The organism is Streptomyces sp. NBC_01294 (genome assembly GCF_035917235.1).
Taxonomy (GTDB): domain Bacteria; phylum Actinomycetota; class Actinomycetes; order Streptomycetales; family Streptomycetaceae; genus Streptomyces; species Streptomyces caledonius.
The window spans coordinates 2,723,496-2,742,669 of the sequence record NZ_CP108423.1 but is presented as its reverse complement, the minus strand read 5'-3'; the positions used below and the strand labels follow the sequence as shown (position 1 = coordinate 2,742,669).

The window sequence follows — 19,174 nt, the reverse complement described above, 5'->3', positions numbered from 1 at the left end:
AGTCCGCCGTGGTGCGGACTTCTGTTCGAACCCCCTGCGGGGCTCGGTGTGGGCCGACCCGCGGGCAGCGGGAATCGGCCACTCGGCCCGGCGGTCAGGGCCCTGCGGCCCCCGTCGGTGCCCTGCTCGAAATCCCCAGCAGGAGCGGACCGGTGGGCGCCGCCACCAGGTCGTTCACCGTCAGCGGGTCCAGTGCGGCGAAGAAGGCCTCCTGGGCCCGGCGCAGGGCGCCGCGCAGGAGGCAGGCGCCGCGCAGCGGACAGGGCGTGGTGCCGTCGCAGTCCACGACGTCACCCTCCCCCTCCAGCTCGCGCACCACCGCGCCCACCGAGGCGGCACGCCCGGCGGAGGTCAGGGCGAGCCCGCCCCCGCGGCCGCGCCGTGCCTCGACCAGGCCGAGATGCTGCAGCCTGGCGACCACTTTCGCCGTGTGGGTGTACGGGACCTCCATGGTCGCCGCCACGTCGCGCGTGGTCGGGAGGTCCGTGTCCTCGACGGCCAGGCGCATCAGGACGCGCAGCGCCAGGTCGGTGAATCGGGTCAGCCGCATGCGCCCACCGTAGGAAATTTGCATCTGGTCTGCAAATTAAAACCCGCCCAAAGCGGTCGGCTGGCCGAAATGGGTGGGATGCCCGGGGTTCAGGGGGCGCGTGGGGAGGGAGGTGGACCCCAAAGAGTGCCCCACCCCCGGACGGAGTAGTCCCACCCTTTTGTGTAATGGTCCCACCACGTTCCGTGCTGAAAGGCTGCATCCCGCAGATCCATGGAGTGATCGAAAGGGAAACACATGTCGGTCCAGGCGGGTTCCGAGTCCGAGGCCCAGACGCCGCAGCGCAGTCTCGGGACGACGGCCGCGCGGAACTTGGCAACCACGACCAAGTCCGCGCCGCAGATGCAGGAGATCACCTCGCGGTGGCTCCTGAAGATGCTGCCGTGGGTGTCCGTGCAGGGCGGCACGTACCGCGTGAACCGCAGGCTGAGCTACTCCGTCGGCGACGGACGCGTGGAGTTCATCAAGACCGGCACCCAGGTCCAGGTGATCCCGGCCGAGCTCGGCGAACTCCCGCTGCTGCGCGAGTACGAGGACCTCGACGTCCTCGGCGAGCTCGCCCAGCGGTGCCGGCAGATCGACTTCGAGGCCGGCCAGGAGCTGACCTCCTTCGGCAGCGCCGCCGACCAGGTGTTCCTGCTCGCCCACGGCCGCATCGACCAGATCGGCCCGGGCCCCTACGGGGACGACGCCGTGCTGCAGACCGTCGCCGACGGCGCGTACTTCGGCGAGGACTCCCTCGTCGATGAAGAATCGATTTGGGAGTACACCGCCCGCGCCGCCACCTCCGGCACCGCGCTGACCCTGTCCCGGCAGGACTTCCAGCTGCTCGCCGACCGGGTCGAGTCGCTGCGCGAGCACGTGGACCGCGTACGGGCCCTGCCCGCCCAGCGCACCAACAAGTACGGCGAGGCCGCGATCGACCTCTCCGCCGGCCACCAGGGCGAGGCCGTCCTGCCGGGCACCTTCGTGGACTACGAGGCCCACCCGCGCGAGTACGAACTCTCGATTGCACAAACGGTCCTGCGCGTGCACACCCGCGTCGCCGACCTCTACAACCAGCCGATGAACCAGACCGAGCAGCAGTTGCGGCTCACGGTCGAGGCGCTGCGCGAGCGCCAGGAGCACGAGATGCTCAACAACCGCGACTTCGGCCTGCTCCACAACGCCGACTACGACCAGCGCATCCAGCCGCACGACGGCGCGCCCAGCCCCGACGACATGGACCAGCTGCTCAGCATGCGGCGCGGCTCCAAGTTCTTCCTGGCGCACCCCAAGGCGATCGCCGCCTTCGGCCGCGAGTGCAACAAGCGCGGGCTCTACCCGGAGTCGGTGGAGTTCCACGGCAACCGGGTGCCGTCCTGGCGCGGGGTGCCGATCTTCCCGAGCGGCAAGATCCCGATCAGCGACGCCCGCACCACGTCCATCCTGTGCATGCGCACCGGCGAGGAGGAGCAGGGGGTGATCGGCCTGCACCAGCCGGGCATCCCCGACGAGATCGAGCCGAGCCTGTCGGTCCGCTTCATGGGGATCAGCGAGCAGGCGATCATCTCGTACCTGGTCACCGCCTACTTCTCGGCCGCGGTGCTGGTGCCGGACGCGCTCGGCGTGCTGGAGAACGTCGAGATCGGCCGCTGGCGCTGAGTGCCGTGAATACGATCGCGACCGGCGAGGGCCACGAGGCCGCGGCCCTGCTGGAACGGACCAGGGAAGCCGTCGATCCGGAACTGCGGCGCACGGTCGAGAGCCTGCCCGGCTCGATGCGGCGCGTGGCGATGTACCACTTCGGCTGGGAGCACGAGGACGGTACGCCGGCCGCGGGCACCACCGGGAAGGCCATCCGGCCCGCCCTGGTCCTGGCCGCCGCCCAGGCCCTGCAGGGTCCGGGGGGCGGGCGGGCCGACGAGGCCGTACGGGCGGCGGCGGCCGTGGAGCTGGCGCACAATTTCACGCTGCTGCACGACGACGTGATCGACAAGGACGTCCGGCGGCGCGGCCGGGCCACCGCCTGGACCGTCTTCGGGATACCGGACGCGATCATCACGGGCGACGCCATGATGGCCCTCGCGCTGCGGCTGCTCGCGGAGGATCCGCATCCGGCCGCGGCGGCCGCCTCGTCCCGGCTCACGGCCTGCGTCATCGAGCTGTGCGCGGGCCAGCAGGCGGACTGCGCCTTCGAGCAGCGCCCGCACGTTCCGCTCGATGAGTGCATGGCCATGGCCACGGCCAAGACCGGGGCCCTGCTGGGCTGCGCCTGCGCGCTGGGCGCCCTGTACGCGGGGGCCGGGCCGGAGGAGGTCGACGCGATGGACGCCTTCGGCCGGGAGGCCGGGCTGGCGTTCCAGCTGATCGACGACCTGATCGGCATCTGGGGGGATCCGGGGCACACCGGCAAGCCCGCCGGGGCCGATCTGATCGCCCGCAAGAAGTCCCTCCCGGTCGTGGCCGCCCTCACCTCGGGCACCGCGGCGGGGGAGGAGCTAGCCGCCCTGTACGCGGGTCCCATGACCGGGGGCGACGTGCGCAGGGCCGCCGACGCGGTGGAGCGGGCCGGCGGGCGCGACTGGGCGCAGGCCCAGGCGGCGGACCGGATGGGACGGGCCGTCCAGCACCTGTCCCGTGCGGTGGCGGACCTCGGGGCGGCGGGCGGGCTGCTGTCGCTCGCGGAGTTCGTGACGCGCCGTACGAGGTGACCGCGCGCGGGGGCGGCGGATGCCCGGGGTGCGGGGGTACGGGGGTACGGGGGTACGGGGGAGGCCCGTTCCGGCATCGAGCGATGCCGGAACGGGCCTTACCGCATGTCCGCGCCAACTCTAGGATCACTCACGGTTGTTGACACGCGAGTGAAGGGTGTGACCAGTGGCGCTGGAGATACGTCAGGCGGATCAGTCGGACCGGGACGCGGTGGCTCGGCTGCTCGACGAGGCCTTCCGCACCGACCCGGTGAGCAGCTGGGTCTTCCCGGATCCGGAGCACCGGGCCGCGGTGCACGGGAAGTTCCTGGGCGTCTTCGTGGACGTGGCGCTGGCCGAGGGCCGGATCGACTACGCCGTGGACGGCTCTGCGGCCGCGCTGTGGCTGCGGATCCCGGCGGGCGAACCGGAGGGCGAGGACGAGATCCCCGCGAAGATGCGGGCGGTGGCCGACCCGGACAACGAGCGGTGCGAACTGGTCGGCCGGCTCACGGGTGCGGTGCACCCGACGGCGGAGGAGCACGAGTACCTGCTGATGATCGCGGTCGCCCCGGGCCGGCAGGGGGAGGGGCTGGGCAGCGAGCTGATGCGGCCGGTGCTGGAGCGCTGCGACCGCGAGGGCGTGCCGGCGTACCTGGAGGCGAGCAGTGAGCGCAGCAAGGGGCTGTACGAGCGGCTCGGCTGGGAGTTCACCGGCGAGGCGGTGCAGCTTCCGGACGGCCCGCTGATGTGGCCGATGTGGCGCAAGCCGCTGGGCTAGGCGCGCGGCGGGGCCGGACACACCGGGAGCGCGCGGGGGCTTGCGTAACCACTTCACCTGAAGTACTTTCCTCGATGTGCCCGGATGCGGGGACACTGTCGAACGGAAGAGAATCGCTTGCGCAAGCTCACGTACTTCATCGCCACGTCGGTCGACGGGTTCATCGGTGCCCCGGACGGCGACGGCGACTTCTTCTACACCCAGCTCGATGCCGAGTTCATCGAGTTCCTCACGACCGAGTACGCGGACACCGTCGCCCGCCTGGGGCGCGACCACCTCGGCATCGCCGACGCGCCGCTCTCGCGCTTCGACACGGTGCTGATGGGGCGGGCCACGTACGACGTCGGCTTCAAGCAGGGCGACACCAACCCCTACGGCCACCTGCGCCAGTACGTCGTCTCGCGCTCGCTCACCGCCGCGCCGGACCCGCAGGTGGAGCTGATCAGCGGGGACGTGGTGGCCCGGGTCCGCGAGCTCAAGGCCGAGGACGGGCTCGACATCTGGCTGTGCGGCGGGGCGGACCTCGCGGGGCAGCTGATCGACGAGATAGACGAGTTCATCGTCAAGACCTACCCGTTCTTCCTGGGCACCGGCATGCCCATGTCGCGGGCCGGATTCGGGCTGCGCACCCTGGAACTCACCGGGGCGAAGACCTTCGGCGGCGGCCAGACCGTCACCTCGTACGCCGTCAAGCGCTGACCCGCCGGCCGCTCGGCCTCCCAAACGCGCCGAACCGGCCTACCGTGGAGGTATGGCCGGTGAACAGCAGAAGCACGCGCACGAGAGGGTGGCCCCGCAGGCCGGGCACGAACAGAAGACGTGCCCGGCGTGCGGGCGCCCCGTCGACACGGTGGTCAGGCGGCGCAAGTCCCTCGGGGTCTTCATTCCGGTATGGGGCCGGGGTCCTTGCCGCAACCCTGACTGCCCCGACTACGCGGTGCCCGAGGAGCGGTGACTCAGCCCTTCGCGGCGAGGTCCTTCGTGTCCAGACCGGAGGCGAAGCCGTTGGCCCAGAGCTGGTTGACGCGCGCCCGCTCGGCGGAGTTCGGGGTGGCGTTCTGGCACGAGGTGCCAGGGCCGCCGCCCGACATCAGCTCGCTGCACGGGCCCGAGTAGTGGTCCGGCAGACCCAGCACGTGGCCGGTCTCGTGCGAGGTCACCCGGGTGGAGTTGTACTGCTGGTTCTGCCGGTAGTCGAGGAAGATGTAGCCCCGGCCGTGCCCGTCCGTGCTCGCGTACGAGCCACGTGAGTCATTGCCCTCGCGGTACGAGAAGTTCCCGCCGGAGGACACCTCCTGCAGCCTGACGTTGCTCACCGAGCTGTTCCAGATCTGCGTGGAGCGGGCTATCTGCGTGCGGAAGCTGGGCGCGTTGCGGGTGTTGTACGTGACGGTCACGGCCAGGGCGCCGGGGTTCGCGGCACGCTGCTCGGTGACCGAGCGCTGCACGGCCTCGAAGAAGGCGCGGTTGGCGGCCACGTTCTCCTGCGAGCCCTCGTACGCGGCGTAGCTTGCGGCATTGCCGACGGGGGCGGGGGCGGCGACGGCGGTGGGGACGACGCCGAGGCCGGCGGCCAGGCCGAGGCCGATGGTGGTGGCCAGAACGGCCTTACGGGAGTGGCGCATGTGGGGGAGCTCCTACTCGTCCGGTGCGGTGGGGGGTGGTCGTTCGGTACCGGAGTCTGCGGGAGCGGAAGTGCCCGGCGGATGATGTCACTCCCCGATAGCGCGGACCTATCGGGAAGATTTCGACAGCCCAACTCACATGAGAATGGCGTGATTCGGGGGGCTATCGGTGGCTGGTGCGGTCCACCGGGACCGGCCTACCCTCAGGTCATGGAGCTCGAGGTCAGGCACCTGCGCGCGCTGTGCGCCATCGCCGACGCCGGCAGCCTGCACAAGGCAGCCCGGCAACTCGGCGTGAGCCAGCCCTCCTTGACGACCCAGCTGCGCCGCATCGAACGGGCCCTGGACGGCGAGCTGTTCCTGCGCGAACGGACCGGATGCCGGCCCACCCCTTTCGGCCGGACCGTGCTGGGCCGGGCCCGTCCCCTGGTGGCCGAGATGGCCGCGCTGGTGGCGGAGGCCCGGGCGCTGGCCCACGGTCCGCGGCTGCGCATCGGCTCCACGGCCAGCCGGGCCCTGCCGGGATGGCTGCGGCGGCTGCACCGAAGGCTGCCGGACACCGAGACCTCGCTGGTGGTGGACGTCTCCGCCAACGCGCTGCTCAGGATGGTCGACGCGGGGCAGCTGGACGTGGCGTTCGTGCACGAGGTGGAGGGCAGCCCGCTGCGGGTGCCGGCCGGGCTGCAGATGCACGTGCTGATGGAGCGCGAGCCGCAGTTCGTGTCGATGTCCCGGGACCATCCCGCCGCCCGGCAGGCGGTGGTCTCCTTACGGGACCTCGCCGCCGACCGCTGGATGGTGGATCCCTCGGTCGACGGCGAGTGGGACGGCCTGCGGCGGGTCTTCGCCGGGGCCGGGCTCGACCCGCCGGTGCTGCACGCCGACTACCACACGGCGACCTCGCTGATCATCTCCGGCGAGGCGGTCGCGCCGTGCCAGCCGACGTCCGGGCCGCGCGAGGACATGGCGATCCGGCCGCTGTCGGGGGATCCGCTCGCGGTGCGGCTGCTGCTGGCGACTCGGCCGGGTGCGCACGCGGAGGTCTACGAGGACCTCCGCGACGCGTACCGCGAGGCCGCGCTGCGCACGCCGCCGTACCGTGCCTGGCTCCACCACCACGCGAGCCCCCTCCTGGAGGCGGCCTGAGGATCGGGGCTCCACTCCGGACCCCGCGCCTCAATCGCCGGCGGGGCTGAAAGGTCGCCTCAAACGCCGGCGGGGCTGGATGTGCACGGCGGGGCTTGATGTGCGTGGCGAGGTTGATGTGCCCGGTGGGGTTGATGTGCCTGGTGGGGTTGATGTGTCCGGCAGGGCCGGGAAATTCAGCCTCGCCGGCGTTTGAGGCGCAAGGTCTGGGGCGGAGCCCCAGGTTCTTGAGCCTCGCCGGCGATTGAGGCGCGGGTCCGGGCTTCGCGCGCGGCACCCGCCTCGGCTAGCGCTGCGTACGGGCTCGGTCGTACGCCAGGGACAGTGCCCCCTGGGCCGTCAGGCAGGCCCCCGCCGCCGCCCAGCCAGGGCTGCGCCGCCGCACGGCCCAGAGCATCAGCGGCGCCCCCGCGGCAAGCTGCACCGCACCCAGCTTCCGCGCCTTCGGCCCGCGGACCCACGGCCCCAGCGGCCCCTCCTCCACCGCGTCGAGCTCGGCCCGCACCGCATCGCGCCACCCGGCCCACTCCACCGTCTCGGCGCCGGCCGCCACCCGGGCCGCCGCCCGCAGCCGGTCGGCCGGTTCTCCCGGGCTCAGCCCGGCCGGCAGGGCCAGTCCGGCACGCGTCAGCAGGGCGATCAGCCCGAGCAGCCGGGTCTCGCCGTCACCGGCGCCGCCGACGGCGGGGTCGGCGGCAGGGTCGGTGCGGGTGAGCCGTTCCAGCTCCTCCAGGTCGAGCACGGGGTCCAGTCCGAGCCGCACCGCCAGGGTCCGCATGGCATCGGGCGCGCCGGCCGGCCTCCCGGCCGCGTCCCACTCGTAGGCGGCGGTGCGCCGGAACCCGCTCGACAGGGTGAATCCGGCCCGGCCGCCCTCCCACCACACGCTCAGCACCGGCCAGTTGGTGCCGAGCGCGATCGCCGAGCCCCATCCGGAGAGGACCTCGGCCACGCTCTCCTCGCCCGCGAGCCACGGTTTGACCTCGGGGACGAGCGCGCTCCACGTGCCCGCCGGCACGAGCAGCAGCCGTACGCGCAGCAGGTGCGCGGGAGGACGGGCGGCGAGGGGTTCGGCCCGGCAGAGGAGCATGCCGCCCGTCGCGGCCCTGGAGATTGACATGCGCACACAATAAGGCAAATCGCCCCCAAATGGCGGATTCGGGCAGCACGCTTGACTTCGCTTGACCGCGATATATCGTGTTATCCAGAAGACGCGATATGTTGCGTGCGTCGAGCCCGTCCGTGAACGCACGAGGAGGATCAGCACCATGGCAGAGCAGTCGTCCCAGCCGTCGCAGTCGACGTGGCACTTCGCCGCACCGCAGAAGCTCACCTTCGAGGAGCCGGTGACCGAGCTCCGCGTCCGCGTCGTGAGCGGCACGGTGAACGTGGTCGCCGCCGAAGAGGGGCCGGCCCGACTCGAAGTGACCGAGGTCGACGGACCGCCGCTGTACGTCGTGCAGGACGGCGGCACGCTCACCGTCTCCTACGAGGACCTGCCCTGGAACGGTTCCCAGGGCTTCAAGCAGTGGATCGAGGCCAAGCCCTGGAAGGCCTGGTCCGGTTCCGCCTCCGGCCGCAAGGCCTGGGAGCGTAGCGCCGCGTTCACCCTCACCGTGCCCGCCGCCACCCAGGTCCGCGTGGCCGCGGTCGACGCCACCGCCTTCGTCTCCGGCATCTCCGGCGGCACCGACGTCAACGGGGTCTCCGGCGACGCCACGCTCGTCGGACTGTCCGGCAGGGTCAAGGCGCACACCGTCTCCGGCAGCGTCGAGGCCCAGTCCGTCACCGGCGACCTCGGCTTCCACTCGGTGTCCGGCGGCCTGACGGTCGTCGACGGCGCGGGCGTGAGCGTACGGGCCGACTCGGTCAGCGGTGACATGCTCATCGACCTGGACCTCGGCCCGGCGGCCGAGCGTCCCGTGGACATCGCGCTGAACTCCGTCTCCGGCCAGGTCGCGATCCGCCTCCCGCATCCCGCCGACGCCCGCGTGGAGGCCAACACCGCCACCGGCGGCGTCTCCAACGCCTTCGAGGACCTGCGGGTCTCCGGCCAGCTGGGCGCCAAGCGGATCACCGGCACGCTCGGCACCGGTGCCGGCACCCTGCGGGCCACCACCGTCTCGGGCGCCATCGCGCTGCTGCGCCGCCCGCAGTCCGACGCGGACGCCCCCGCCCCCGCTCCCCTCGCGCTCGACAAGAAGGTGCTCTGACATGCCGCCCGTCTTCGCCCACGGCCGTCTCCGCCTCTACCTCCTCAAGCTGCTCGACGAGGCCCCGCGCCACGGGTACGAGGTGATCCGCCTGCTGGAGGAGCGCTTCCAGGGCCTGTACGCGCCCTCCGCGGGCACCGTGTACCCGCGCCTGGCCAAGCTGGAGGCCGAGGGCCTGGTCACGCACGCCACCGAGGGCGGGCGCAAGGTGTACTCGATCTCCGAGGCGGGCCGCGCCGAACTGGCCGACCGCAGCGGTGAACTGGCCGACCTGGAGCTGGAGATCCGCGACTCGGTCACCGAACTCGCCGCCGAGATCCGGAGCGATGTCCGGGGCGCCGCGGGTGACCTGCGGCGCGAGATGCGGGCGGCGGCGTCCGCGTCGGCGACGCCCGTGGGTGAGGACGAGTCCTGGAAGGCGGCCAAGGAGGAGCTGCGCAAGGCGCGGCAGGAGTGGAAGGAACAGGCGCGCCGGGCGAAGGACGAGAGCCGGCGGGCGCGTGAGGAGGCGCAGCAGGCACGCCGCCAGGCGAAGGAGGCGCAGGAGCGGGCGCGCGAGGAGGTCCAGCGGATCGCGGGGCAGCTGCAGGAGCAGTTCGCCAAGTCCGGCGGGGTTCTGGGGAGTCTGGCGGGGGCGTGGCTCGGTGGGGGTGTGCCGAGTGGGGCCGGGGCCGGGGCCGGGGCCGGGGCTGGGGCTGGGTCTGCCTCTGCGCCTGCGGCTGGGCGGGCGGGGGAATCGGATGCGGCTGCCGGCTGGGCCGAGGATCTGGCGCCCACCGGTGACCCGGCGCGTGACCTGGACCGGCTGCTGGACCGCTTCCGCGACGAGGTGCGGGATGCGGCGCGGGATCACGGGGTGAGTGCGGCTCAGGTGGCCGAGGCCCGTGGGCACCTTGCGGAGGCCGGGGCGCGGCTGGGGGCGGCGCTTCGGGCCAGGCCGTAGCCCGGGCTCGGCCCGGGCCCCGCGCCTCAATCGCCGGCGAGGCTCAAGGAACGGGGCTCCGCCCCGGACCCCGCGCCTCAATCGCCGGCGGGGCTGGAGTGGCCTGGCGGCGCTGGAGTGGGTTGGCGACGCTGGAGTGGGCCGGTGCGGGTGAGAGAGCGGGGCTCCGCCCCGGGCCCCGCGCCTCAATCGCCGGCGGGGCTGGAGTGGCCTGGCGACGCTGGAATGGCCTGGCGGTGCTGGAGTGGCTGCATGTCAGGTCTTGAGGGTGGATTCGGCCGTGGTGTAGGTGATGCCGTGGTCCGTCAGGACCTCTGAGACCGGGCCGGGGCGGGAGAGCAGGGCCAGGAGGAGGTGCAGGGTGCCGATGTGGTTGTCCTTGCGGCCCAGGGCGATGCGCAGGGACTGTTCCAGGACCTTCTTCGCGTCCTCGGTGAAGGGGACGTGATGGCTGCCGGCGCTGCCCGCCGGACGTTCCCGGCCCAGGGCCGAGCGGAGCGAGGAGCCCAGGGTCCGCCTGCGCGGGGCCGGGGCCGCGAGGGCGCCCTCGCCGTGGGTCTCCTCGATGCGGGAGACGATCTCCGTGAGGTCGATGCCGAGTCCGGCCAGCGCCTCCTCGTCCGCCCGGGACATGCCGCCCCGGCGGCGGGCTGCCGTGAGGTCGGCGGCGACCGCCGTGCGGTCCACGCCCAGGGGGTCCAGGGCCCCGAGGGCCAGCAGCGAGAGCAGCAGGTGTTCCTCGGTGACCGTGGCGGCCCCCGTCTGCCGGGCCTCGGCCACCGCACCCTTCACGGTCGACCGGGCGTCCCGGGTGAAGCGTTCGAACATCAGAGCCTCCCGTACTTCTTGTGCACGGCCTGCCGGCTGACGCCCAGCTCGGCCGCGATCTCCTGCCAGGACCACCCCTGCGCGCGGGCACTGCGTACCTGTACGGCCTCCAGCTGCTCCAGCAGCCTCCGGAGGGCCGCCACGGCACGCAGGCCCACGCGCGGGTCGCGGTCACCGGCCCGTTCGGCGAGATCGGTCGCTTCCGTCATGGTGTCAATGTAGGTTGACGCGGGAGGTGGCGTCAACCCCGGTTGACATCTACGGCTTGAGGACGATCTTGCCGAAGAGGTCGCCCGACGCGAGCTTCTCGAACCCCTCCCGCGCCCGGTCCAGCGGCAGCACCTCGTCGATGACCGGCCGCAGCCCGGTCGTGGCGCAGAACGACAGCAGGTCCTCCAGCTCGTCCTTCGAGCCCATCGTCGAGCCGACCACCTTCAGCTCCAGGAAGAAGATCCGGGTCAGCTCGGCGTGCGCCGGGCGGTCGCCGCTCGTCGCACCGGAGATCACCAGGGTGCCGCCGGGGCGCAGGGACTTCACCGAGTGGGACCAGGTGGCGGCGCCCACCGTCTCGATCACCGCGTCCACCCGCTGCGGCAGCCGCGCGCCCGGCTCGTACGCCTCGACCGCGCCCAGCTCCACGGCCCGCTTGCGCTTGGCCTCGTCGCGGCTGGTGGCGAAGACCCGCAGGCCCGCCGCCTTGCCGAGGGCGATCGCGGCGGTCGCGACACCCCCGCCGGCGCCCTGCACCAGGACGGAGTCCCCGGGGCGCACCCCGGCGTTGGTGAACAGCATCCGGTACGCGGTCAGCCAGGCCGTCGGGAGGCAGGCGGCCTCCTCGAAGGACAGCTCGGCGGGCTTGCGCAGGACGTTCCAGGCGGGGACGGTCACCTGCTCGGCGAAAGTGCCCTGGTAGCGCTCGGTCAGGATCGAGCGGGGCTCGTCCGGGCCGACCCCGTGGCCGCTCTGGCCGATCACGGAGTGCAGGACGACCTCGTTGCCGTCCTGGTCGATCCCGGCGGCGTCGCAGCCGAGGATCATCGGGAGTCTTTCCTCGCCGAGGCCCACCCCGCGCAGCGACCACAGGTCGTGGTGGTTGAGGGAGGCGGCCTTGACGTTCACGGTCACCCAGCCGGGCCGGGCCTCAGGGGCGGGGCGGTCGCCCAGCTCAAGGCCGTTCAGCGGCTGGTCACGGTCGATTCGGGCGGCGTAGGCAGCGAACATGCCGCGACGCTACCGCTCGGTAGGGCCGGGTTCCAGACCTTCCGGCGGCCGCGGCGGTGAGGCCTTCGTCGCACTGGGCGGGCAGACCGGGCCGCCGCGCGAAAGAGCGGAGGCCCGACCGGAAGGATCCGGTCGGGCCTCTGCTCGTACGCCTCGGGTCCGCGGTCAGACCAGGCGGGCCACGCCGTCCGCCTTGGCCGCGGCGGCGACGGCCGCGGAGACGGCCTCCGCGACGCGCTCGTCGAACGGCGACGGGATCACGTAGTCGGCGGCGAGCTCGTCACCCACGACGCCGGCGATGGCGTCGGCGGCGGCGATCTTCATGCCTTCGGTGATCCGGGTGGCGCGCACCTTGAGGGCACCCGCGAAGATGCCCGGGAACGCCAGCACGTTGTTGATCTGGTTCGGGAAGTCCGAACGGCCCGTGGCCACGACCGCCGCGTACTTGTGCGCGACGTCCGGGTGGACCTCCGGGTTCGGGTTGGCCATGGCGAAGACGAAGGCGTCCTTCGCCATCGAGGCCACCGCCTCCTCCGGGACCGTGCCGCCGGAGACGCCGATGAAGACGTCCGCGCCCGCGAGGGCCGACTCCAGCGAGCCGGTCTGGTTCGTCTTGTTCGTCAGGCCCGCGATCTCCGTCTTGACGTCCGTCAGGTCGGAGCGGTCCGCGGACACGACGCCCTTGCGGTCGGTGACGCAGACGTCGCCGATGCCCGCGTCCACGAGGATCTTGGCGATGGCGATGCCCGCCGCGCCCGCACCCGAGATCACGGCGCGCAGGTCGCCGAGGGTGCGACCCGTGAGCTTCGCCGCGTTGCGCAGCGCCGCCAGCGTGACGATGGCGGTGCCGTGCTGGTCGTCGTGGAAGATCGGGATGTCCAGCGCCTCCTGGAGGCGGCGCTCGATCTCGAAGCAGCGGGGGGCCGAGATGTCCTCGAGGTTCACCCCGCCGAAGGACGGGGCGAGGCGGATGACCGTCTCGATGATCTCGTCCGTGTCCTTGGTGGCGAGCGCGATCGGGACCGCGTCCACACCACCGAACTGCTTGAAGAGAATGGCCTTGCCCTCCATGACGGGGAGGGAGGCTTCCGGGCCGATGTCACCGAGTCCGAGCACGGCCGTGCCGTCGGTGACGACGGCGACCACGTTGGACTTCCAGGTGTACTCGTTCACCAGCTCCGGCTGCTCGGCGATGGCGCTGCACACCTTCGCCACGCCGGGCGTGTACGCGAGGGACAGGTCGTCCTTGTTCGTGACCGGTACCGTGGCCTGGATGGCCATCTTGCCGCCCCGGTGCAGCGCGAAAACCGCGTCCGGGTTGTTGTCCGTGACGCTGTCACTGCGAGGGTTGATGATCTCCGCTGCCACTGTGTGTGACCCCTTAAGTCCTTTGAATCGTTGAGGGTGGCCACTCCTGGTTAAGGGGTGGGCGGGCACCGCGTCCGTACTCCGCATCGACGGTTGGCCCGTCTCCGCGAAGGGGAGGTTCGTACGCGCGGGCGCGCCGCACGCGCGCCCTGAGCCCCGGATGAGGGGTGTAAGGATCTGTTCTACCCGAAGAACGCTCGCCCAGACGAGTCGATTCCCGCTCAACTGTAGGTCGCTTGCCCCGCTTTTGGCGAAAAGTCCAAACCTTGATGTCCGGCAGGCGAGACGAGCCGTAGAAACTCCGGCCAAAAGCCCTGGTCACGGCAGTATCTGCGGTCTCGAACCCCGTTCCCCGCAGTCCTGTTGGACTGCACAGGGGGCCCGTTATCCGATTTTGACCTGACGGGCACCCTGAATGTCTCAGTCCGAATGGCAAGATGCCGTAATCACACAAGGTCGCGACACTCGATGGTGCGTGTCCGACCGTTTTCGATGCTTTTCCACCAGCCGGAGGAACGAAGCCATGACCGCAAGCACCACCCGTCGTACGACCGCCGCCCGGTCCCGGATCGCCGCGGCCGGTGCGATCGCGGTCGCCGGCGCCCTGATCCTCACCGGCTGTGGTGACCAGACCGACAGCGGCACCAAGGCCCAGGACAAGACCAGCGACGCTCCGCTGTTCTCCAAGCTGCCCAAGAAGATCCAGGACGCCGGCGTCATCAAGGTCGGCACGGACGCCGCGTACGCCCCGATGGAGTACACCGAGGGCGGCAAGATCGTCGGTGTCGACCCCGACATCGCCGAGGCCCTGGGCAAGCAGCTCGGTGTGAAGTTCCAGTTCACCTCCGGCACCTTCGACGGTCTGATCACCTCCCTGGAGACCGGTCGCCAGGACGTCGCCATGTCGTCGATCACCGACAACAAGCGCCGCCAGGAAGGCCTGGACGAGAAGGGCGCGAAGATCGGCAAGGGCGTCGACTTCGTCGACTACTTCTCCTCCGGCGTCTCGCTCCTCGTCAAGAAGGGCAACCCGGACAACATCAAGTCGCTCGACGACCTGTGTGGCAAGACGGTCGCCGTGCAGCGCGGCACCATCTACGAGGACACCTTCAAGGCGCAGGCCGAGAAGTGCGGTGACAAGAAGCTCACCATCGAGGCGTTCGACACCGACGCCGAGGCCCAGACGCGCGTCAAGGCCGGCGGCGCCGTGGCCGACATGAACGACTACCCGGTCGCCGCGCACATCGCGAAGACCTCCGGTGGCGGCAACGACTTCGAGGTCGGCGGCCAGCAGACCGACGTCGGCCTCTTCGGCATCGCCGTCGCCAAGGAGAACACCCAGCTCCGCGACGCGCTGAAGGAAGCCCTCGACGCCATCATCAAGGACGGCTCCTACGCCAAGGTCCTCGAGAAGTGGGACGTCAAGGGAAGCGCTGTCCAGTCGGCCACTGTCAACGCCGGTCAGTGATCCGCGCGCACCACTGAAGGGCAGTCATAGTGACTGACAAGATCGACAAGGGTCCGGCCGCAACTCCGCCGGCCGGGCCCGGCGCCTCGGGCATCCCCTACGAGGCCATCAAGGCCATCCCCGTCCGCCACTACGGACGCTGGATCAGCGCCGTGCTCGTGGCCGTGATCCTGGGCTGGCTCGTCTACGCCTTCTCCCAGGGCAAGGTCATCTGGGCGACGGTCGGGGACAAGCTGTTCGACCCGTCCGTCCTCGACGGACTCTGGAACACCGTCGTCATCAGCGTGCTGTCGATGCTGCTGGGCCTCCTGCTCGGCATCCTCTTCGCCGTGATGCGGCTCTCGAACAACCCGGTCACGAGCTTCGTGTCCTGGCTCTACATCTGGTTCTTCCGCGGCACCCCGGTGTACGTCCAGCTGCTGGTCTGGTTCAGCCTCCCGCTGATCTTCCAGTACATCAACCTGGGTCCGATCTACAAGAACGAGACCGTCGACGTCATGACGCCGTTCATGGTCGCCCTCCTGGGCCTCGGCCTGAACGAGGGCGCCTACATGGCGGAGATCGTCCGGGCCGGCATCCAGTCCGTCGACGAGGGCCAGAGCGAGGCCTCGCACGCACTCGGCATGACCCGCACGCAGACCATGCGCCGCGTGGTGCTCCCGCAGGCGATGCGCGTGATCATCCCGCCGACGGGCAACGAGTTCATCAACATGCTGAAGACCTCGTCCCTGGTCTCGGCGGTGCAGTACACCGAACTGCTGCGCGCCAGCTCCAACATCGGCTCCACGGCCGGCGCGGTGATCGAGATGTACTTCGTCGCCTCCATCTGGTACCTGGCCCTGACCAGCGTCTTCAGTGTCGGCCAGTACTACCTGGAGCGCCGCTACGCCCGCGGCGCGCTGCGCAGCCTGCCTCCCACGCCGTTCCAGCGGCTGAAGGCAAACCTGAACATGTTCCGCCGTACGGAGGTGACGAAGTGACCGCCCAGCCGATGGTCAAGGCCGAAGGCGTCCACAAGTCCTACGGCGCCGCCCACATCCTGCGGGGCATCGACCTCGAGGTCGCCCCGCGCGAGGTCTTCTGCCTGGTCGGTCCGTCCGGCTCCGGCAAGTCGACCTTCCTGCGCTGCATCAACCACCTGGAGCGCATCAACGCCGGCCGGCTCTCGGTCGACGGCCAGCTGGTGGGGTACAAGCAGAAGGGCGACAAGCTCTACGAGCTGAAGGACAGCGAGGTCGCGGCCCAGCGCCGGGACATCGGCATGGTCTTCCAGCGCTTCAACCTCTTCCCGCACATGACGGCCATCGAGAACGTCATGGAAGCCCCCGTCATGGTCAAGGGCGAGTCCAAGGCGGTGGCGCGCGAGCGCGCCGTACGCCTCCTGGACCGCGTGGGCCTCGGCGACAAGGGCGGGAACTACCCCACCCAGCTCTCCGGCGGCCAGCAGCAGCGCGTGGCGATCGCCCGCGCGCTCGCCATGGAGCCGAAGCTGATGCTCTTCGACGAGCCCACCTCGGCGCTCGACCCGGAGCTGGTGGGCGACGTCCTCGACGTCATGCGGGACCTCGCCGAGTCGGGCATGACCATGATCGTGGTCACGCACGAGATGGGCTTCGCCCGCGAGGTCGGCGACAACCTCGTCTTCATGGACGGCGGTGTGGTCGTCGAGTCGGGCAACCCGCGCGACGTGCTGGGCAACCCGCAGCACGACCGCACGAAGGCGTTCCTCTCCAAGGTGCTGTAGTCGTACGCACCGGCGGACGGGTGAGGGGCGGTACGGGATTCCCGTGCCGCCCCTCTCGCATGCGCGTGCAGGTCCCTCCCCGTCCCCGGCGGGCGACTGCTTCTAAGTCCCTACTTCAGACCTAGGACCAGCGCGTCCGAGGGGGAGCGCCAGACGGTGCGGGCCTCTGCGAAGCCCGCTTCGCGGAGGGCGGCGGCGTGCCAGGCCTCGGAGGGGGTGTCGCCGTCCGCGTGCTCCCCGTAGATCTCGAAGCGCCGCTTCACCGGCTCGGCCAGCGTCGGGTCCGCGGCCGCCAGCGCCCACCACTCGCGCCAGTCCACCGCCCCGGCCGCCTTGGCCCGGTCCATGCCGGCGTGCCGGTGGGCGTGCTCGGCGGCGTCGATGCGCGGGGTGGCCGGGTCGGGCATGTGGTCGGCGTTCATGAACACCCCGCCCGGGGCCACCAGCGGCGCGAGCTGCCCGTACAGCACGGCCAGTTCCCTGCTCGGCAGCCAGTGCAGGGCGGTGGCCGTCAGGACCGCGTCGTAGGTGGCGTGGGGGAGGGTCGAACGCCAGTCGGGGTCCTTGAGGTCGGCGGTGACGAAGGTGACCCGCCCGTCGCCCGCGAAGTGGCCCTCGGCGATGGTGAGCAGCGCCGGGTCGAGATCGACGCCCGTGCTGGTGGCTCCCGGGAACCGCTTGAGCGCGCGGTCCGTGATACTTCCCGTACCGCACGCGAGATCCAGTACCCGGGGGGTGGGTCCCACCAGCGCCTCGACCATGTCCAGCATCACCCGGAACCGCTCCTCGCGGTCGGGCATGTACCACTCCTGCTGCCGGTCCCAGCTGTCCTGCCAGGCCTGCCAGTGACCGGTCCCGGCACCTGCGGCCGTTTCCTTCGGATCCGCCATCCCGAAGCCCTCCATGTAATACCCTCGAATACGTCCCAGTCGTTACCTGGACACTAATCCGCAGCCGTAAGGACAACAAGTGGAACTGGCCCATTACTCGGACTTCGCCGTGCGCCTGGTCAACACCGAGGAGCCGGCCCGCAACAAGGACGCGCTCACCTCGGTGGACGCCGTCCGCGCCCTGTTCGGCGAGAGCGCGCAGATGGCGCGCCGCGTCACGGACACCGACGTCACCCGCTTCCGCAACGTCCGGGGCCGGCTGCGCTCCGTCTTCGACGCCGCCGACGCCGGCGACCACGTCCTCGCGGTCGACCTGCTGAACTCGCTGCTCATGGAATTCCCCGTCAGCCCGCAGGTCTCCGGCCACGAGCTCATCGGCGACGACGGCCGCCCGGACTGGCACCTCCACCTCGCAGAGCACCCCTCGAACGCCTCTGCGGGCTACGCCGCCATGGCGGCCATGGGCCTGGCCTTCCACGTCACCGAGCACGGGCCCGAACGCCTGGGCCTGTGCCAGGCCGCGCCCTGCCGCAACGCCTACCTCGACACCTCCACCAACCGCTCGCGGCGCTACTGCTCCGACCGCTGCGCCACCCGGGCGAACGTGGCCGCCTACCGCGCCCGCAAGCGGCTGGAGGCCGAGCTGTCCGCCAACAGCGGGCGCAGCGCCGAGACCGCCCAGGAGAGCCGGGCCCTCAGCGAGCGCTGATCCTCCTCGCGCGGCCGAAAGCGCAGCACCGCCGTCGCCAGCACCAGCTCGGCGGGCACCGGCCCGTAGACGGTGCTGTCGCCGGTCTCGTTGTACGGGTTGTCGCCGAGCACCCACCAGCTGCCGCCCGGCCGCCGCTCCACCGCCCGCTTGACCACGAGCAGGTCCTGCTGGAACGGATGGCGCAGCACCACCACGTCACCCGGACGGACGGCGGCCCCGTACCGCACCAGCAGCCGGTCGCCGTTCAGCAGCGTGGGCACCATCGACGCCCCCGTCACCTCCACCACCTCGAAGCGCTTGCGCGGGCGCCCGTTCTCCACCATCCGTGTCCTCCTCGTCACACCCGCATGCTGCCCCACGGCCCCGTACATTCGCTCACCGGTCCGGCCGCGGCCCTGGACTTTTGTCCTAAGCCCATGGGGGCGCCCGCGAAATCCGGTTCCTCAGCGAGTAATCTCCCCCTTGAGAAGACGATCACGAGGAGGACAAACTCCATGCTTTCCCGCCTCTTCGCCCCCAAGGCGAAGGTCTCCGCCCACTGCGATCTTCCGTGCGGCGTGTACGACCCTGCCCAGGCCCGCATCGAGGCCGAGTCCGTCAAGGCCGTGCAGGAGAAGTACCAGGCCAACGACGACGCCGACTTCCGTGCGCGCGCCATCACCATCAAGGAGCAGCGCGCCGAGCTCGCCAAGCACCACGTCTCGGTGCTGTGGAGCGACTACTTCAAGCCGCCGCACTTTGAGAAGTACCCCCAGCTGCACACCCTGGTCAACGACACCCTGAAGGCCCTCTCGGCCGCCAAGGCGTCCAACGACCCGGCGACCGGCGCGAAGGCCCTCGAACTCATCGCCGAGATCGACCGCATCTTCTGGGAGACCAAGGCCGCCTGATCCGGCGCCTCGTACCCCTCCTCGCTCCTCCCTCACGGGCGGTCGCGAGGAACAGAACGGCCCGACCGCCCTCGTGGCGGCCGGGCCGTTCTGTTCACACGGACGTCCGTCGCGCCCGTGCGT

22 protein-coding genes are annotated in these 19,174 nt (G+C 71.1%); 13 read left to right on the top strand and 9 right to left on the bottom strand.

Annotated features, from left to right (window positions below):
• Positions 1–94 precede the first annotated feature (94 nt).
• Positions 95–550: an RrF2 family transcriptional regulator gene (locus OG534_RS12010; RefSeq protein WP_326588076.1), complete on the bottom strand. Its 456-nt coding sequence runs from the start codon at positions 548–550 to the stop codon at positions 95–97.
• A gap of 237 nt (positions 551–787) precedes the next feature.
• On the opposite strand from OG534_RS12010, the gene OG534_RS12005 reads away from it, so the two are divergent.
• The 5 genes from OG534_RS12005 to OG534_RS11985 all read left to right on the top strand — a co-directional run bounded on the left by OG534_RS12005 (position 788) and on the right by OG534_RS11985 (position 4,958).
• The gene (locus tag OG534_RS12005) at positions 788–2,194 is read left to right on the top strand and encodes a family 2B encapsulin nanocompartment shell protein (RefSeq protein WP_326588075.1); all 1,407 of its coding nucleotides are present in this window, start codon (positions 788–790) and stop codon (positions 2,192–2,194) included.
• Positions 2,191–3,243: a family 2 encapsulin nanocompartment cargo protein polyprenyl transferase gene (locus OG534_RS12000; protein ID WP_398561937.1), complete on the top strand. Its 1,053-nt coding sequence runs from the start codon at positions 2,191–2,193 to the stop codon at positions 3,241–3,243. The genes OG534_RS12005 and OG534_RS12000 overlap by 4 nt, the downstream gene beginning before the upstream one ends.
• A 166-nt stretch (positions 3,244–3,409) precedes the next feature.
• Entirely contained in the window at positions 3,410–4,003 is a 594-nt protein-coding gene (locus tag OG534_RS11995; protein ID WP_326588074.1) for a GNAT family N-acetyltransferase, read from the top strand.
• A gap of 117 nt (positions 4,004–4,120) precedes the next feature.
• Positions 4,121–4,702, top strand: coding sequence for a dihydrofolate reductase family protein (locus OG534_RS11990; RefSeq protein WP_326588073.1), 582 nt, complete (start codon positions 4,121–4,123; stop codon positions 4,700–4,702).
• Positions 4,703–4,754: 52 nt separating this feature from the next.
• Positions 4,755–4,958, top strand: coding sequence for a hypothetical protein (locus OG534_RS11985; protein WP_326588072.1), 204 nt, complete (start codon positions 4,755–4,757; stop codon positions 4,956–4,958).
• A gap of 1 nt (position 4,959) precedes the next feature.
• On the opposite strand, the gene snpA is transcribed toward OG534_RS11985, so the two are convergent.
• Positions 4,960–5,628: a snapalysin gene (snpA, locus tag OG534_RS11980; protein ID WP_326588071.1), complete on the bottom strand. Its 669-nt coding sequence runs from the start codon at positions 5,626–5,628 to the stop codon at positions 4,960–4,962.
• Between the two features lie 210 nt (positions 5,629–5,838).
• Here snpA and OG534_RS11975 point away from each other — a divergent pair, with 210 nt between their 5' ends.
• Positions 5,839–6,774, top strand: a complete 936-nt coding sequence (locus tag OG534_RS11975) for a LysR family transcriptional regulator (protein WP_326588070.1) — start codon at positions 5,839–5,841, stop codon at positions 6,772–6,774.
• Positions 6,775–7,060: 286 nt separating this feature from the next.
• Here the strand turns inward: OG534_RS11975 and OG534_RS11970 are convergent, their stop codons facing one another.
• Positions 7,061–7,888: a hypothetical protein gene (locus OG534_RS11970; protein WP_326593563.1), complete on the bottom strand. Its 828-nt coding sequence runs from the start codon at positions 7,886–7,888 to the stop codon at positions 7,061–7,063.
• Between the two features lie 154 nt (positions 7,889–8,042).
• On the opposite strand from OG534_RS11970, the gene OG534_RS11965 reads away from it, so the two are divergent.
• Together OG534_RS11965 and OG534_RS11960 are read left to right on the top strand one after the other, a co-directional pair.
• Complete coding sequence (locus OG534_RS11965) at positions 8,043–8,987, top strand: DUF4097 family beta strand repeat-containing protein (RefSeq protein WP_326588069.1); 945 nt, start codon at positions 8,043–8,045, stop codon at positions 8,985–8,987.
• Between the two features lies 1 nt (position 8,988).
• Positions 8,989–9,930 (top strand): helix-turn-helix transcriptional regulator, encoded by a 942-nt coding sequence (locus OG534_RS11960; RefSeq protein WP_326588068.1) that lies wholly within the window; start codon positions 8,989–8,991, stop codon positions 9,928–9,930.
• 255 nt (positions 9,931–10,185) lie between these two features.
• Here OG534_RS11960 and OG534_RS11955 read toward each other — a convergent pair whose 3' ends face one another.
• The 4 genes from OG534_RS11955 to OG534_RS11940 all read right to left on the bottom strand — a co-directional run bounded on the left by OG534_RS11955 (position 10,186) and on the right by OG534_RS11940 (position 13,347).
• The gene (locus tag OG534_RS11955; RefSeq protein ID WP_326588067.1) at positions 10,186–10,758 is read right to left on the bottom strand and encodes a Clp protease N-terminal domain-containing protein; all 573 of its coding nucleotides are present in this window, start codon (positions 10,756–10,758) and stop codon (positions 10,186–10,188) included.
• Complete coding sequence (locus OG534_RS11950) at positions 10,758–10,967, bottom strand: helix-turn-helix domain-containing protein (RefSeq protein ID WP_030013034.1); 210 nt, start codon at positions 10,965–10,967, stop codon at positions 10,758–10,760. The genes OG534_RS11955 and OG534_RS11950 overlap by 1 nt, the downstream gene beginning before the upstream one ends.
• 49 nt (positions 10,968–11,016) lie before the next feature.
• Positions 11,017–11,979: a zinc-binding dehydrogenase gene (locus tag OG534_RS11945; RefSeq protein ID WP_326588066.1), complete on the bottom strand. Its 963-nt coding sequence runs from the start codon at positions 11,977–11,979 to the stop codon at positions 11,017–11,019.
• Positions 11,980–12,144: 165 nt separating this feature from the next.
• Positions 12,145–13,347 (bottom strand): NAD(P)-dependent malic enzyme, encoded by a 1,203-nt coding sequence (locus OG534_RS11940; RefSeq protein ID WP_442807073.1) that lies wholly within the window; start codon positions 13,345–13,347, stop codon positions 12,145–12,147.
• A gap of 523 nt (positions 13,348–13,870) precedes the next feature.
• On the opposite strand from OG534_RS11940, the gene OG534_RS11935 reads away from it, so the two are divergent.
• The 3 genes from OG534_RS11935 to OG534_RS11925 are packed head-to-tail and all read left to right on the top strand — an operon-like array spanning position 13,871 to position 16,559.
• The gene (locus tag OG534_RS11935) at positions 13,871–14,815 is read left to right on the top strand and encodes an ABC transporter substrate-binding protein (protein WP_326588065.1); all 945 of its coding nucleotides are present in this window, start codon (positions 13,871–13,873) and stop codon (positions 14,813–14,815) included.
• A 29-nt stretch (positions 14,816–14,844) separates the two neighbouring features.
• Positions 14,845–15,795 (top strand): amino acid ABC transporter permease, encoded by a 951-nt coding sequence (locus OG534_RS11930; RefSeq protein ID WP_326588064.1) that lies wholly within the window; start codon positions 14,845–14,847, stop codon positions 15,793–15,795.
• Between the two features lie 11 nt (positions 15,796–15,806).
• Entirely contained in the window at positions 15,807–16,559 is a 753-nt protein-coding gene (locus OG534_RS11925) for an amino acid ABC transporter ATP-binding protein (protein WP_326593562.1), read from the top strand.
• 110 nt (positions 16,560–16,669) lie between these two features.
• Here the strand turns inward: OG534_RS11925 and OG534_RS11920 are convergent, their stop codons facing one another.
• Positions 16,670–17,464: a class I SAM-dependent methyltransferase gene (locus tag OG534_RS11920; RefSeq protein ID WP_442807071.1), complete on the bottom strand. Its 795-nt coding sequence runs from the start codon at positions 17,462–17,464 to the stop codon at positions 16,670–16,672.
• Between the two features lie 64 nt (positions 17,465–17,528).
• On the opposite strand from OG534_RS11920, the gene OG534_RS11915 reads away from it, so the two are divergent.
• Entirely contained in the window at positions 17,529–18,158 is a 630-nt protein-coding gene (locus OG534_RS11915; protein ID WP_326588062.1) for a CGNR zinc finger domain-containing protein, read from the top strand.
• Here the strand turns inward: OG534_RS11915 and sodX are convergent.
• Positions 18,062–18,484, bottom strand: coding sequence for a nickel-type superoxide dismutase maturation protease (sodX, locus tag OG534_RS11910; protein ID WP_326588061.1), 423 nt, complete (start codon positions 18,482–18,484; stop codon positions 18,062–18,064). The genes OG534_RS11915 and sodX overlap by 97 nt on opposite strands.
• Before the next feature lie 171 nt (positions 18,485–18,655).
• Between sodX and sodN the strand changes: the two genes are divergently transcribed.
• Complete coding sequence (gene sodN, locus OG534_RS11905) at positions 18,656–19,051, top strand: superoxide dismutase, Ni (protein ID WP_030709803.1); 396 nt, start codon at positions 18,656–18,658, stop codon at positions 19,049–19,051.
• Positions 19,052–19,174: the final 123 nt, after the last annotated feature.